Origin of the sequence: Clostridium sp. OM02-18AC (assembly GCF_003481825.1) — a bacterium.
In the GTDB taxonomy this organism is placed as follows: domain Bacteria; phylum Bacillota; class Clostridia; order Lachnospirales; family Lachnospiraceae; genus Brotaphodocola.
The window spans coordinates 165,294-178,862 of sequence record NZ_QULW01000001.1 but is presented as its reverse complement, the minus strand read 5'-3'; the positions used below and the strand labels follow the sequence as shown (position 1 = coordinate 178,862).

Genomic DNA, 13,569 nt, shown 5'->3' with positions numbered 1-13,569 from the left:
GTTATTTGTCCAGTTCTCCGTGAGCCGCATCGACAATGGCTTTTGCGTCGACCTGATACTCCGTGTAGGTTTGTCCATCGGTATGATTCTGAAGATAAAGCAGATATTCGATATTGCCTTCCGGCCCCTTGATCGGAGAATACTCCAGGTTCAAAATTTCAAATCCAATGCTTACTGCAAATTCGATCACTTTCTCAATGACTTCCAGGTGCGTGCTCTTTTCACGGACCACGCCTTTCTTTCCGACCTTCTCCCGTCCTGCTTCAAACTGCGGTTTGATCAGGCAGACGATCTGTCCGTCATCCGCAAGAAGCGCCTTCACCGGTCCTAAGACTTTTGTCAGGGAGATAAAGGAAACATCGATGGAAGAAAAATTGATCTGATCCGCGATGTCTTCCGGGGTGACGTAACGGATATTCGTTTTTTCCATACACACCACCCGCGGATCGTTGCGGAGCTTCCAGTCTAACTGACCGTGTCCCACATCCACCGCATAGACCTTCACCGCGCCATTCTGCAGCATGCAGTCGGTAAACCCTCCCGTGGAAGAGCCCACGTCCATACAGATCTTATCTTTTAATTTCACTCCAAAGTGCGTCATGGCCTTTTCCAGCTTCAGGCCGCCGCGGCTGACGTATTTTAAGGTTGCGCCGCGCACTTCGATGTTTGCCGTCTCCTCAAACATGGAGCCTGCCTTATCTTCCTTCTGTCCATCTACATAAACGATGCCCGACATGATAATGGCTTTCGCTTTCTCTCTGGAAGCGGCAAGACCTTTATTCACGATCAGGATATCCAGTCTTTCTTTCATGTATCTTCCTCTTTCTGTTTCTGGTTTTCTCTCTGAATTTGTTTCTGTTTGTCCCAGTTTTGTTGCTGACTTTCTGTTTTGTTTCCAGTTTTGTTTTCGCTTTTCTTTCCGACTCTTCTTCCGGTTTTATTCCTGGGTTGTTTGCGTTTTTTCATGAGACTGCATGGCAGACAACCTCTCATCCAGCGGTTTCCAGGCATTTCGCATCGTTCGGATCACAGAATCACTGTCAATGCCCAGTTCCTCGCGCAGAACCGATACATTGCCATGTTCCACATACGCATCCGGAAGTGCGATATTCAAAACTTTTACCTGCGGGTAACGTTCCTGCACATAAGCCTTCACCTGTAAACCATATCCGCCCTGAAGCACATTTTCTTCCAATACTACGAGCAGTTCATGCGCTGCTGCCAGCCGGTCTGCCAGTTCATAATCCACCGGCTTGATAAAACGACCGTTGGCAAGCGTGCAGTCAAAACCAACATCCTTTAATTTTTCCCGCACATGCTGCGCCGTGCTGACCATGCTTCCGACTGCCAGCAGGGCAATGCGGCTGCCTTCGTAAAGCATTTCACCCTTTCCGTACTCGATCGGCTGGGCAAACTCCTTTAATCCGCGGTATGCCTGCCCGCGCGGATAACGGATTGCGATCGGACCGTCGTAATGGCAGACTGCAAACTCCAGTTCCTGCTGAAGCTCCCATAAATTTTTCGGAGCCATAATGCTCATATTGGGAATACAGCTTAAATAGGACAGGTCAAAAATTCCCTGATGCGTTTCCCCGTCACTTCCGACCAGTCCGGCACGGTCGAGTGCGAAGACAACCGGAAGGTTCTGAATGCAGACATCGTGAAGCACCTGGTCAAATCCTCTCTGCAAAAACGAGGAATAGACGGCAACCACCGGTTTCAGACCGGCTGCCGCCATACCAGCCGCAGAGGTCACCGCATGCTGTTCCGCGATTCCCACATCAAAGAAACGCTCCGGGTACTGTTTGGAAAACGCTTTCAGTCCCGTTCCATCCGGCATGGCTGCCGTGACCGCAACCAGTCGTTTTTCGGTTTCCGCAAGCTGGCAGATTTCTTTGGAGAATACATCCGTGTACGTAGGATAAACCTTTTCCTTCAATGACTTTCCGGTTGCAATATCAAACGGATCGATTCCATGGAAACGGGACGGATTTTTTTCTGCCGGAGCATACCCTTTTCCTTTCTTGGTCAGCACATGCACCAGCACTGCATGGTCCATTCTCCGGGCTTCCCGGAACGTTTTCACCATGGCTTTGATATCGTGCCCGTCCACAGGTCCCAGGTAAGTCACGCCCATGTTCTCAAAGAGCATTCCCGGAATGACCAGCTGCTTGATGCTGTCTTTGGTGCGGCTGATCTGCTCTACCAGGCTGGCACCAACCACTGGAACTTTTAACAATGTCTCCGATACATGACGTTTCAGTGCATTGTATCTGGTTCCGGAACGCAGACCGCTTAAATATTTTGACATGCCGCCCACATTTTCTGAGATGGACATGTTATTGTCGTTTAATACAATGATAAAATTCTTTTTCAGGTGAGCCGCATTGTTCAATGCCTCGTAAGCCATACCGCCGGTCAGGGCTCCGTCGCCGATCACGGAAATGACTGCATAATTCTCGCCTAACAGATCCCGCCCCTGGGCAATGCCAAGACCAGCGGAAATGGATGTGGAACTGTGTCCGGTATCAAAGGAATCGTATGGGCTTTCCTTGCGTTTTGGAAACCCGCTCATTCCCCCGTACTGCCTCAGTTCATCAAACATTTCCCGGCGTCCGCTTAAGATCTTGTGGGTATACGACTGATGCCCCACATCCCAGATGACTTTATCCTTTGGCAGGTCAAATGCCAGATATAAAGCAATGGTCAGCTCCACTACGCCCAGATTGGACGCAAGATGTCCGCCGGTCACGCTGATCTTTTCGATCAGAAACTGCCGGATCTCTGCTGCCAGAGTCTTAAGCTCCTCCGTGTTTAATTTTTTCACGTCCCACGGACCTTCAATGTGTTCCAGAATCATGGTTTTTGCAACTCCCTGTTTCTTCCCTAAAGTAATTTGTAACTGCCCGCTGTGTTCCCAGTTACGGCATGTTACCTATCGTTCTTATTTTTTCCGCTCCACGAGCATCGTAATCAAATTTTCAAGGAACGGATTTTGGCCCGGCAGCTGCTTTAGCAGTGTTACCGCACGGGATGAGATCTCTGCCACATCTTCTCTTGCCTGGTCCAGGCCAACCAGCGTTACATATGTGGTTTTCTGGTTTTTCTCATCGCTTAAGACCGGTTTTCCAAGTTCTTCACTGGTGCTTGTCACATCCAGGATATCGTCCTGGATCTGGAAAGCCAGACCGACTGCCGCTGCAATCTCCTCCACACGACGGATTTCTTCTTCCGAAGCACCGCCTAAAATGGCACCGATCATCATGGAAGCCTCCAGAAGTGCTCCAGTCTTTAACCGGTAGATGAAATCCAGTTTTTCCTGCGGGATCGGTTTTCCGGTCAGTTCCACATCGACCACCTGACCGCCGATCATACCATAAATACCAGTCTTTTCTGCCAGAATGCCAATCGCCCTTGCTGCCCGCTCTGGGTACTGTGTCATGGCAAAGGCTTTGGATGCGGTCTCAAACGCATAGATCATCAGGGCGTCTCCCGCAAGCACAGCCATATCATAACCGAACTTTTTCCAGGTAGTCGGAAGCCCTCTTCTCAGTTCATCGTTGTCCATGCACGGAAGATCATCGTGGATCAGAGAAGAAGTATGGATCATCTCCATCGCTGCCATAAAAGGCTCCACAGCCTGTTCTTTTCCGCCAAACAGCCGGTACGTTTCTTCCATCAGCATAGGGCGCAGACGTTTTCCACCAGCCCGTACGCTGTAGTTCATGGCCTCAAAAATGGTTTTCTGGTGTCCTTCTTCCTTGGGCAGATAACGCTCAACAACCGTTTCTACCTCTCCGGTTCTCTTCTTCAGTTCTTCATGCATCTCCATCTTCCTCTGCCCCTCCCTGCAGGATGATCATCTGCTTTTCTACTTTATCGATTTTATCACTGCAAGCTTTCACCAGCTTCATGCCTGCCTCATAGCAGGCAAATGACTCTTCCAGACTTGTATCCGGAGACTCCAGTTTTTCCATGAGCTCATCCAGCTCTGCAAAAGTCTGTTCGATTGATTTTTCCATGTCCGCTCCTTTTTTGCGTGGCATATGTTCTGCTTCCAACACGCCAGATTTCCATGTCGTTTTATCATGGATCAAACGCTTCCCATCCAGCATGTGTTATGCTTCACGCTCTGTATGATAAGCTTCTGTTTCAAGCACCTTAGCCCGGATTTTTCCGTCCGTAATACGCAGCGTGATCTCCCCGCCAGGAGCTGTCTGGCTGACATGCGTAAGGCGCTCACCTTTTTCGTCTGTCACAAAGCCAAAGCCATTGCTGATTTTTGCAAGCGGCGACAGCCCATGCAGCTTCCCGCCAAGAAGTGCCAGCCGGTGCCGGCTTTCTGTTATTTTCTGTTCCATGGCACGTCTTAAGGCATACTCTGTATCAGCCAGGCGCTGCTTCTGCTCCCGCAGTTTCCGCTCCGGGTCATGAAGCTTAAGCTGCAGACGATACTGCTCTGTGCGATAACGCAAAAGCTCGGTTTTCCGCTCCATCGCCTGCGCAAGTCCCGCCCGATAAGAGAAACAGGCTGCTTCGAACTGCCGGTAATCAAACACGGCAAGCTCCGCTGCTGCCGACGGTGTCGGGGCACGCAAATCCGCCACATAGTCTGCGATCGTGACATCTGTTTCATGCCCCACTGCAGAGATAACCGGAGTCGCACAGTCAAAGATTGCCCGCGCTACGACTTCTTCATTAAATGCCCAGAGATCCTCAATGGAACCGCCTCCGCGCCCTACGATCAGAACATCCAGCCCCATTCTGTCTAATGTACGGATTCCTGCTGCGACAGACTCTGCCGCCCCGGCTCCCTGTACCAGGGCCGGATATAAGACCAGCTGCGTATACGGATTTCTTCTGGCTGTGATATTCATGATATCCCGGATCGCAGCACCGGTAGATGCCGTTACCACACCTACGGTTCTCGCATACTTTGGGATCGGCTGCTTGTATTCCGGTGCAAACATGCCCATCTCTTCCAGCTCATCACGCAGTTTTAAAAAGCGCTGGTACAGATCCCCGCGGCCCTCTTTCTCGATCTTTTTTGCGTAAAGCTGGTATTTGCCGTCCCGCTCATAAACGTCGACCGAGCCGGTCACCACAACCTGCTGCCCTTCCTGTAACTGAAAAGAGAGACCTTTCCTCTGGCCGGCAAACATCACTGCCGCCAGAGTTCCGGTCCCATCCTTCAGCGTAAAATAAATATGTCCTGATGTGTGATACTTGCAGTTTGAGACCTCGCCCCGCACCGTGATCCGGCTGAGGGCAAAATCCTGGGCAAACATATTCTTGATGTAGGAATTCACCTGGGAAACAGAATATACACTGGCCATATTATTCCTCGGTTACCAGCTTTGCCAAAACACCATTGATAAACGCCGGTGAATCCTTTCCTCCAAATTTTTTCGCAAGGTTTACTGCCTCGTTGATCGCAACTTTGGAAGGCACCTCGCTGTCATATAACATCTCATAAAGTGCCTGACGCAGAATGGTAAGCTCTACCTTTCCCATACGTCCGGTCTTCCAGCCCTGTGCCACCTCGTCGATGCGGGCATCCAGTTCCGGGATCTTGCCGGCAATGCCTTCCACACGGTCCGTCAGGAAAGTGCGGTCTACTTCTTTCATGTCTACGTTATGAAGCACTTCTTCCTTGCCGTCATCCGCAACATCGTCCTCCTGCGGTGCATCGAAATACTGCTCCACCTGAACGTTTATTTCTTCTGTCGGGTAAAACTCTACTCCGAACAGGATCTTAAAACAATGCTCACGCATTTCTCTTCTGGTCATCTATCTTTCTTCCTCCTGCTTATACCGATTCCAATCTTACGCATTATCATACCACATTTTTTTCAGTTTCACAACGCTGTTTTATCCGGCGCAAAAAAAGGTATAAAAACAGCCGCATCCGGTACACTAGCTAATGTTTCTCCATTGTGCTAATGAACCGGTACGGCTATATTTTGGGAGGTATTTTATGTTTGGATTTTTCATTGCCTTGATCTCAGGCGCCCTCATGAGTGTCCAGGGTGTCTTAAACACCGGACTTACCCGTCAGACCGGTATCTGGCTGTCTGCCGGATGGGTCCAGCTCAGCGCTTTCTTTACCTGCGTGGTCTTCTGGTTTTTTTTCGAACGGGTTCCTGTCTCTGCCCTCGTTTCCGTGCGCCCCTGGTACATGATGCTCGGCGGCATATTCGGGGCTTTTATCACTTACACGGTTGTCCGCAGCATGGACGGCCTCGGCCCGGCCAAAGCGACCCTGTTTATTGTCGTCACACAGATCATCGTGGCTTATGCCATCGAACTGTTTGGCTGGTTCGGAGTGGAAAAAGCCGCATTCGAGTGGAAAAAACTCCTCGGTGCGCTGATTGCCATCGGCGGAATCGTGCTGTTCCACAGCAAATGACAGTTCTGTCCACCTGGATCCCGCATCGTTCTGTTTCACAAACTGCTGCCACCCGTGGAGCATTCCATGAATATCCTTACTCCGGGGAATTCATCTTTCCTTCCCGGTCCAGCATCCGGAGGATAAAATCAACGGAACCGTCGATACCATAGGCCGCACTGTTTAAACACAGATCATAGTTCGCAGCGTTGCCCCATTTTCTTCCGGTAAAGAAGCGGTAATAATTCTGATGCTGGCGGTCTAACTGTTTTAACAGATGTTTTGCCTGCTTCTCATTCAAATCCGGGTGCACTTCCATGGTACGGTGCAGCCGCTGCTCAAACGGAGCCGTGATAAAGATGCTGATATGCGGGATCTGGTTATTGGTCAGGATCACATCGGCACAGCGTCCCATCACGATAAAGTCCTCCTTCTTAGCCATATCGCAGATCAGATCACTCTGGTTAAAGAATACCGCGTCCCGCTTGCTCAGGCCATGATAACGGTTAAACCCTGCCGCCCAGGCTTTCAGTGTCAGTTTCTGCGGTTTGGAAAATGCTGCTTCCTGATCCGCTTTATCAATCGTTTTTCCCGGATATCCGGCTTTATCTACTACTTCATCTTTTTCTGCTTCCAGACGTTTCAAAACGGCTGAAAAGATTTCCGCATCATAATAATTGATCCGCAAACGGTCTGCCAGGGTAAAACCAATCTCATTTCCGGCACAGCCATACGTACGGCTGATGCAGATAACCAGATGATCGTTTCCAGAGAAACGTTTCTCCAGATTTAAGGTATTTAAACTTGCCATGTTCTGATCCAGCACATCGCCGCCGCCAAAGCTGGTCGGCAGAGCGATGATCTCATGCAGAATACTGGTGTATTCCCGCATGATCATGGAACGGCTTTCCTTATCTGGAATCGTCCGCGCCATATTACTGATCAGTGCCAGCTCACTGCGCAACTGGTGGCCGCTGTCACGCTGCATCATCAGCCGCACCATTTCTGTTACACAGCGTTCCCGGTCACGGTTGAACACACGGCCAAGGGAAGAGCCAAGACAGCTGTAAACTTCTGCATCCAGATCATAGATGCGCTCCGCAAGCTCACGGAGACTTTCCTGTGTATATTCCATAGTCTCTTTCCCTCCTTATAAAAAGAATACCAGCATGTCCAGAATAAATACCGGAATCAGAAATGAAACCGCCCAGAGCAGATATCCGAAAAACGAAGGCATGCGGATACCATTCTCATCTGAAATCGATTTTACCATAAAGTTCGGTGCATTGCCGATGTAAGTATTGGCGCCCATGAAGACTGCACCGCAGGAGATTGCTTCCAGCATGGCGATCGGAACGGTACCGAGGATTGTCGGCATGCCTTCCGTAAACCCAAGGGCTCCGGCTGTCGTGAGGAAGACCAGATAGGTCGGTGTATTATCCAGAAAACTGGAGAGGCATCCCGTTGCCCAGAACATCTCAAACGGTTTGGTCAGACCAAGGCTTGCACCATTCGCCTTTAAGATCATAAGGGCCGGCTGCATGGTGATGAAAATTCCCACAAACAATACCGCAACCTCGTGGATTGCTCCCCATGTAAAGTGGTTCTTTCTGCGGATTTCCGGACTGGTTGTCTGAAAGGATAACCATGCTGCTGCCAGAATGATCACAACCTCGATCAGTGCCGGGTAAGTCAGCGTTACTTCCCCAAACAGATGAATTCCGCGCACAGCGCCCTCTGCATCCTGGAATGCTGCCATCCCCGGAAGGGTTCCGCTTAAAATTACGGCTGCAACGATCATAATCAGAAAGATCAGGTTATGAAGTCCCATAATGTGAACCTCAGTACCCGGCTTGCTGATATCCGGCTTTAAGCCTTCTGCGATATCTTTCCGGTAAGCCCTGCGGTCCAGGAAATAAAAAACAGTCAGTAAAATCACAACATTAAATAACAGCACCGGTAACAAATGCAGGCTCCAGAAGAATGGAACCCCACGCATAAATCCCATTAAAAGAGGCGGATCGCCGATCGGTGTCAGACAGCCTCCAATGTTGGAGATCAGGAAAATAAAGAAGACCATGATATGACTTCTCCGTTTTCTCCACGCATTCATCTTAATGATCGGACGCACCATCAGCATGCTGGCACCGGTTGTTCCGATCCAGCTCGAAAGCATGGTTCCGATCAGAAGAAGACCCACATTGATCCGCGGGGAACCAGCCAGATCTCCTTCCAGGGTGATATTACCAGAAACACAAAAAAGGCCGAACAGCAGAATGATAAAGGTCAGATAATCATCGACGATACACTCTAACACTTTCTCAAAAGCCTGTCCTGGTCCATAAACGAATGCAAACGGCAGCACAAACAGCAGCGACCAGAATATAACTGCATGCGGCTGGTGTGCTTCCCACCATTCTGCTTTTACCAACGGGAGAACCGCAATGCAAAGCAGAAGTCCTGCAAACGGAATACAAAATGCAAGATTCATTTCCATTTCCTCCTTTTTTTCATTTGTAATTGCAGAAAATAAATCTGCAATAGTTCTTCTCTTGATGAATCAAGCATGGATTATAGCACTATTTTTTACAAAATGTAACCATAGATATTTTATTGTCACATTTCTTTATGTTTTCTTTATATGTAATGTTCATCACGGATATTTTGTCATGCGTATGACAGCAAAAAAGAGGCCATACCATTTCCAGGCAGACCTCTTTTTACGATATTTCCATTCATGTTTAACTTTTATGCAATTTTTCAACTCGTTCCTGCAGCTTACAGTTACTGCTCGTTGATGTTCACTCCTGCAATCCGGATATTAACATCCAGTACGGTAAGACCGGTCATGTTCTCAATTGCAGATTTTACACGATCCTGTACACGTTCGCTGACATCCGGAATGTTGTAGCCGTACTTGATGTTTAAAGATAAATCTACCGATACATGTTCCTCAGTCACTTCTACCTTAACACCCTTGGACAGATTTTTCATGCCGAGTTTTCCAACCAGCTCGTTGGTAATGTTGCCAGCCATGGAATCCACGCCGTCTACCTCGGTAGCTGCCAGTCCGGCAATGATCGCTACAACTTCATCTGCAATACGAACCTCGCCCATCATCTCTTTTTCATATAATTTATGCGTATTTCTTCCTTCTAACTCTGCCACAGTATTCCCTCCTCAGATCAGCCCGGTGCAGCAGCTGTTTCTTACAACTCCCACTGCTGTCCAGATTCTCTATTTCCTATAGTATAGCAAATCTGGGGTGTTTTGCAAAGGGGATTTTCAGTCTTTCCAATTCGGTTTCCCATTTCCAATTTAGTCTTCCAGGTTCAGCAGCGTGATAATGATATTCTCCGCTCCAACTTCCGTTTTTCTCTTCACGATATCCTCGATCTGGGCTCTTTGCTGATCGGTGATGGAAGGCGCATTGATCACAACATCGACTTTTCCATCCGTCAGACTTACAACCGGATCTGCAAACCCGCGTGCCTGCAAAAGGGTCTCTGCTGCATTTTCTTTTTCTGCAACTGCAGTCATGGTGATCATGTTCTGAATCGCTTCCTGCTTCGCAGCTTCATCGATGTTGGTGTTGCTGATGATTGAATTTAACGTTTCTTTATTTCTTGCCCGGATCTGTTCCCGGTTTAACTGCACGTTTGCTATGTAATCCGATACGGTAAGACCGCTCGTCAGAACTGCCTCTCCCGGATTCTCGATTCCGGCTTCCTCTCCGCTGTCCCAGCTGTCAATTTCAGCGAGTTCTGCTCCCTGCTCTGCCTCTGCCAGCGTATTTTCCTGCGTCTGAATTTCTGTCTGCGAGGCTTCTGCCTGAAGCATGGAGCCTTCTGCCTGCGGCTGCGCTTCCTCAATCATGCCTGCTCCCTCCAAACTGTTCTTCTGGTTTTCTTTCAGCAGATCTTCCTGTGAAATGTCAAACATGCCGGCCTGGTAAATTTCATCTCCGGTGCTGGCTTCCAGTTCCCGTTTTCCCGCATAATTCAAATATCCGGCAGCCGCGATCATGATGGCCAGGGTCGTAATGATGATCTGGTTTCTGCGAAACAGTTTTTTCATGTTGTTCTGTTTGGATGTTTCTTCCCGTTTCAGTTTCATACCGACGCTCCTTCTTTTACTCCACCCGCTTTAGCACTTTTATCTTATGCGCCGGAAGGCCAAATAATGCTTCCATGGCCCCGGAAATCTCCGCCTGGACCGATGCACTCCCTCCCCCATCTGCACTGATCACGATTCCTTCGATCTCCGGGTAAACTTCCTTGGAGACAATTGGTTCCTGACCACTGCCGCTCCCCGTAAGTACTGTACTGTGTTCCTGATCCATGGTTTCCACCGAGCGGTCCATTCCGTTTCCCTTTTCTGTTGTCACGGATTTGGAACTGCTGTTATCTACCTGAATCACTTTTTCAGAGGAAGATTTTAATACGATCATCACATCGACTTCCCCTACACCGGAAACATTGCGCAGCAGTTCTTTTACGCGCAGTTCCAGTTTTTTCTCGTAGGCTGCCGCATCCTGTGACACGGTCTGTGTATTTTCTGAAGTGTCCGCATATCCGGGAGTCGGAGACAACATCCGCTTTTCTTTATTCCCCACCGGAAACGCCAGAATACAGAGAATCACGCCTATGGTCAGCAGAAAGATCCACCGATCTTTTCCCTCCGGCAATTTGAATTTCCACATAGTTTTCCTCCAGACCATAATATTCCTGAATTTTTTTTAACAGTTTTTTGGTACTCTCTGCATCAGACTCTTCCTGCAACACAATTGAGATGCTCTTTACTGCTCCAAATTTTGCACTGTTTTCTTCTCCGTCTATACTTACGTTACAATCAACAGGCTTCATGCCGCATGCATCTGCCAGTTTCCGGATGTCCTGACAAACTGTCTCCTCATAACGCTTCAGAATCTGCGTCACGCGTTCTTTTTCTATTTCATTGAAGTTTGCTTCGAGTCCCCCGGCTTCTTCACGAATGAGCAGACTCTCATAGCTGCGTGCCAGAACCTCTTCCAGATCAAGATGGTTCGTCAGCGGCTCCACGACCAAAAGGATCAGAACCATACCAGCAAACAGGCGTATGTATTTCCCGTATTTTTTCCCTGGCAACAGATTTTCCACGACAGAAAAAAAGAGGAAAAGTGCTGTCAGATTGCGGATCCATTCATAAACTGCTGACACTTTACTCCCTCCAAATTTTACGATGCCAGATAAACCGCATTTGTTCCCTGACAGATCAGCGCTATCGTGACCGCAAACAGCAAGAATCCGGATGCTGCCACCACAAGAAGCATTTTCTGGGCTTCTGCCACACCACTCAAGCAGGAAATCAGCCGCTTATCTGCCACCGGCTGCAAGACAGCTGCAATTCCACGGTAAAGCAGGTACATCACAAACAATCTTGCCAACGGCACTATGGAACATAAGAGTAACAGCAATACCGCCGCGGCTCCCATGGTATTTTTGATCAATACACCGGAACCCAGCATCAGTCTGGTCACTGCCCCGGCTCCATCTCCGATTCCCGGAATTGCCTGCAAAAGCCTTTGCATTCCGGCATTTTTTACTGCATCTGCATAAGGAAGCACCATTCCCTGAATCAGCTGAAACCCAAGTACGATTCCAAACAGGGACCGGCTTGCCCACCAGATCCCTGTTTTTAAAAGATCCAGCATCCGGGAACACAGATCTTCTTTGATCATGGAACCAACCATAACAGACAGAAAATAAATGCGTGCCAGCGGGAGTAATAATCCTCCAAAAAGCCGCTGTACCCCGGCGATCAAAAACAGCGCCAGTTCATACCAGGCAGCCGAAGAAAGTCCGGCACCAGACCAGACCACTGCCGTAAAATAAGAAGGAAGCAGTACTTTCATAAACTGGACCTGCCCATCCAGGATCCGCGAAGCAGCCTCAGAGCTTTCTTTGAATGCAGCCGCCAAAATTGCAAATACCATCAAATAAGTCAAAAAAAATCCGGTTTCTACCGTGGAATCTCCGGAAAACACCTCGGAAAAACCTGTAAACATCGCACCGAAAAGTCCAAGTGCCAACAGGCTGACTGCCATACTTTTTTTCCCCTGCAATTCGCCAGACAGCTGCTGCCACAGTCCTTCCAGGCAGAGAGAAGCAGCTGTTTTTGTATCTCCGGATGCCAATGCTTTCATCAGTTCACGAAACGTAAGCCGGTGCTCCCCTCCACCCAGTTCTTGTTTGAGATATTCCTCAATCTCATCCAGACCGGAAAGCTCGTCCAGAGGAAGCGCAGACTCTGACCCCAGTCCGGTTTTCTCTCCATCTGTGCTCCCGTTTTTCTGCCCGACCACAATCCCGGCATTATGAAACCCAGATACATTCCAGACATTGAAAGCCCTATCTGCTGCCAGCACGTTCGGAGACTCCCCCATCGCCCATGCATATTCAGCCGAAGCCCCCAACATGCACACCGAAATCGTCAGAACAGCTACGAACAGACGCAGCACTTTGCCTTTGCTCCCCCGCTTCATACCAGAAACCCCTGCAGTGTCTCCAACAGTGCCAGAATGACCGGAAGACTTACTGCCAGAATGGACAATTTTCCAAATATCTCAATCTGATTTCCCAACGCTCCATATCCTGCATCTTTGCAGATTCCGGAAGAAAATTCCGCAATATAAGTAATTCCGGTCATTTTTAAAAGCGTATTTAAATAGACCGGATTGAGCCGGATCATGGCCTGGATTTTCCCTAAGCCGTCAAGGATCACGCGAAGCCTCAGTGTTCCGTAAAAAAAGATCACACAGGCAGCCGCCATGACCAGATACAGCCCATATTCGCCCTTCATGCTTTTTAGCTGAACTGCCATCAGCACTGCCGCAATTCCGATAATTCCTACTGTTACAACCGACATATCAACCCCTGCCAGACATTTGCTATAGAAACACGATCTGTAACTGCCAGACACCCCGCAGTTACAATTTTTATAAGGCAAACAGATTTTTCATGGTTTCAAATAACTCATAAATATAAGGCACCAGCCAGAACAGCACCAGTACAAGACCAGCAAGACTGGTCAGAAATGCCTGTTCTTCCCGCCCGCTGTGCCGCAGTACCTGACAGATCACAGATACTAAAATCCCGACTGCGGCAATGCGAAAAATCAGATTTACTCCCATATGGATCCTC

Annotated in this window: 16 protein-coding genes; 1 reads left to right on the top strand and 15 read right to left on the bottom strand. The window is 48.8% G+C overall.

Annotated elements, in window-relative coordinates; translation table 11 throughout:
• Nucleotide 1: 1 nt before the first annotated feature.
• The 6 genes from DXB18_RS00830 to nusB all read right to left on the bottom strand — a co-directional run bounded on the left by DXB18_RS00830 (nt 2) and on the right by nusB (nt 5,790).
• Nucleotides 2-811, bottom strand: coding sequence for a TlyA family RNA methyltransferase (locus DXB18_RS00830; RefSeq protein WP_118543937.1), 810 nt, complete (start codon nt 809-811; stop codon nt 2-4).
• A gap of 126 nt (nt 812-937) precedes the next feature.
• On the bottom strand, nt 938-2,860 hold the full coding sequence (gene dxs, locus DXB18_RS00825; RefSeq protein WP_118543936.1) for a 1-deoxy-D-xylulose-5-phosphate synthase: 1,923 nt from the start codon (nt 2,858-2,860) through the stop codon (nt 938-940).
• Between the two features lie 84 nt (nt 2,861-2,944).
• Nucleotides 2,945-3,832, bottom strand: coding sequence for a polyprenyl synthetase family protein (locus DXB18_RS00820; protein WP_118705427.1), 888 nt, complete (start codon nt 3,830-3,832; stop codon nt 2,945-2,947).
• Entirely contained in the window at nt 3,819-4,022 is a 204-nt protein-coding gene (xseB, locus tag DXB18_RS00815; RefSeq protein WP_347560113.1) for an exodeoxyribonuclease VII small subunit, read from the bottom strand. Before xseB ends, DXB18_RS00820 begins: the two co-directional genes overlap by 14 nt.
• 96 nt (nt 4,023-4,118) lie before the next feature.
• Entirely contained in the window at nt 4,119-5,336 is a 1,218-nt protein-coding gene (gene xseA, locus DXB18_RS00810; RefSeq protein WP_118705425.1) for an exodeoxyribonuclease VII large subunit, read from the bottom strand.
• A gap of 1 nt (nt 5,337) precedes the next feature.
• On the bottom strand, nt 5,338-5,790 hold the full coding sequence (nusB, locus tag DXB18_RS00805; protein WP_118543933.1) for a transcription antitermination factor NusB: 453 nt from the start codon (nt 5,788-5,790) through the stop codon (nt 5,338-5,340).
• A 187-nt stretch (nt 5,791-5,977) separates the two neighbouring features.
• Here nusB and DXB18_RS00800 point away from each other — a divergent pair, with 187 nt between their 5' ends.
• Complete coding sequence (locus DXB18_RS00800; RefSeq protein ID WP_118705423.1) at nt 5,978-6,409, top strand: DMT family transporter; 432 nt, start codon at nt 5,978-5,980, stop codon at nt 6,407-6,409.
• A gap of 76 nt (nt 6,410-6,485) precedes the next feature.
• On the opposite strand, the gene DXB18_RS00795 is transcribed toward DXB18_RS00800, so the two are convergent.
• From DXB18_RS00795 to spoIIIAC, 9 genes are all read right to left on the bottom strand, one after another.
• Nucleotides 6,486-7,523: a cytidylate kinase-like family protein gene (locus DXB18_RS00795; protein ID WP_118705421.1), complete on the bottom strand. Its 1,038-nt coding sequence runs from the start codon at nt 7,521-7,523 to the stop codon at nt 6,486-6,488.
• Between the two features lie 15 nt (nt 7,524-7,538).
• Nucleotides 7,539-8,879: a sodium:proton antiporter gene (locus DXB18_RS00790; RefSeq protein WP_243035373.1), complete on the bottom strand. Its 1,341-nt coding sequence runs from the start codon at nt 8,877-8,879 to the stop codon at nt 7,539-7,541.
• Nucleotides 8,880-9,172: 293 nt separating this feature from the next.
• Nucleotides 9,173-9,508 (bottom strand): Asp23/Gls24 family envelope stress response protein, encoded by a 336-nt coding sequence (locus DXB18_RS00785; protein ID WP_118543993.1) that lies wholly within the window; start codon nt 9,506-9,508, stop codon nt 9,173-9,175.
• 198 nt (nt 9,509-9,706) lie between these two features.
• A complete protein-coding gene (locus DXB18_RS00780; RefSeq protein ID WP_118705419.1) occupies nt 9,707-10,504 on the bottom strand; it encodes a SpoIIIAH-like family protein in 798 nt (265 codons plus the stop codon).
• A 16-nt stretch (nt 10,505-10,520) separates the two neighbouring features.
• The gene (locus DXB18_RS00775) at nt 10,521-11,003 is read right to left on the bottom strand and encodes a stage III sporulation protein AG (RefSeq protein ID WP_347560112.1); all 483 of its coding nucleotides are present in this window, start codon (nt 11,001-11,003) and stop codon (nt 10,521-10,523) included.
• A complete protein-coding gene (locus tag DXB18_RS00770; protein ID WP_182430422.1) occupies nt 10,993-11,586 on the bottom strand; it encodes a stage III sporulation protein AF in 594 nt (197 codons plus the stop codon). Before DXB18_RS00770 ends, DXB18_RS00775 begins: the two co-directional genes overlap by 11 nt.
• A 17-nt stretch (nt 11,587-11,603) precedes the next feature.
• A complete protein-coding gene (locus tag DXB18_RS00765) occupies nt 11,604-12,911 on the bottom strand; it encodes a stage III sporulation protein AE (RefSeq protein WP_118705415.1) in 1,308 nt (435 codons plus the stop codon).
• Nucleotides 12,908-13,294 (bottom strand): SpoIIIAC/SpoIIIAD family protein, encoded by a 387-nt coding sequence (locus DXB18_RS00760; RefSeq protein WP_118543925.1) that lies wholly within the window; start codon nt 13,292-13,294, stop codon nt 12,908-12,910. The genes DXB18_RS00765 and DXB18_RS00760 overlap by 4 nt, the downstream gene beginning before the upstream one ends.
• Before the next feature lie 70 nt (nt 13,295-13,364).
• Nucleotides 13,365-13,559 carry a stage III sporulation protein AC gene (gene spoIIIAC, locus DXB18_RS00755; protein WP_118530868.1) on the bottom strand — a complete coding sequence of 65 codons (195 nt, stop codon included), beginning with the start codon at nt 13,557-13,559 and terminating at the stop codon, nt 13,365-13,367.
• Nucleotides 13,560-13,569 lie beyond the last annotated feature (10 nt).